Source organism: Streptomyces sp. P17 (assembly GCF_032436805.1).
Classification (GTDB): domain Bacteria; phylum Actinomycetota; class Actinomycetes; order Streptomycetales; family Streptomycetaceae; genus Streptomyces.
Window position 1 is genome coordinate 1 of the sequence record NZ_JAVRBF010000219.1, and the last position, 760, is coordinate 760.

Sequence of the window (760 nt, forward strand, 5' to 3'; positions counted from 1 at the left end):
GCTTTGTATTTGGAACACCAGAATATGTTGGCGAGACTTTTGGGTAAACATAGTCATCAAGATGGTTCGTATATGTATGTCGTCGACCGGAATAAAACCATCATTTATCATCCCGATAAGAGGAGAGTCGGGCAAGTGATACTCAATAATGAGGCTATCAACGCGGTTGTTAACCGTGAAGATGGATATGGTGACATTGTCAATTCGCAAGGTGTTGATATGTTGGCTGGTTACGCTCCAGTAAAGAACTCTGGATGGGGCGTGATAGTCCAAAAGCCAAAGAATAATGCTTTAAACGGCCTTAATGATTTAATACTTCTTGTCTTTTGGAAAGGTTTCCCGATAGGTGTACTGACATTGATGCTTATTTGGGGGGCATCTATTTTGATATCTCGGCCACTTTGGCAGCTAGCCAGTGCTGCTACTAAAATTGGTAATTACAATTACAAGTCGACGATATCGGATTTAAACCGTATTCATGTATGGTACTTTGAAGCGTTGCACTTAAGGCGGAGTTTTTTGAATGCTATGAGTGTCGTGTCAAATACCATTGATAAACTCCATTCTGATACGTTAACGGATGCGCTTACTGGTGTTTTAAATCGAAGAGGATTAGATAAGACGATTGAACAGTTTCAAGAGCAAAATAGACCATTTTCATTGTTGGCTTTGGACATTGACCACTTCAAGAGGGTCAATGATACATTTGGTCATCATGTCGGAGACGAACTAATAAAAAGTTTATCCAAGATAATGAAAG

The 760-nt window shown here is 39.7% G+C and carries 1 protein-coding gene; it reads left to right on the forward strand.

The genetic code is table 11. The features are described 5' to 3' along the window. Positions 1–72: 72 nt before the first annotated feature. A partial coding sequence (locus RMT89_RS40475; protein WP_315888747.1) for a diguanylate cyclase occupies positions 73–760 on the forward strand: 688 nt, incomplete at its 3' end.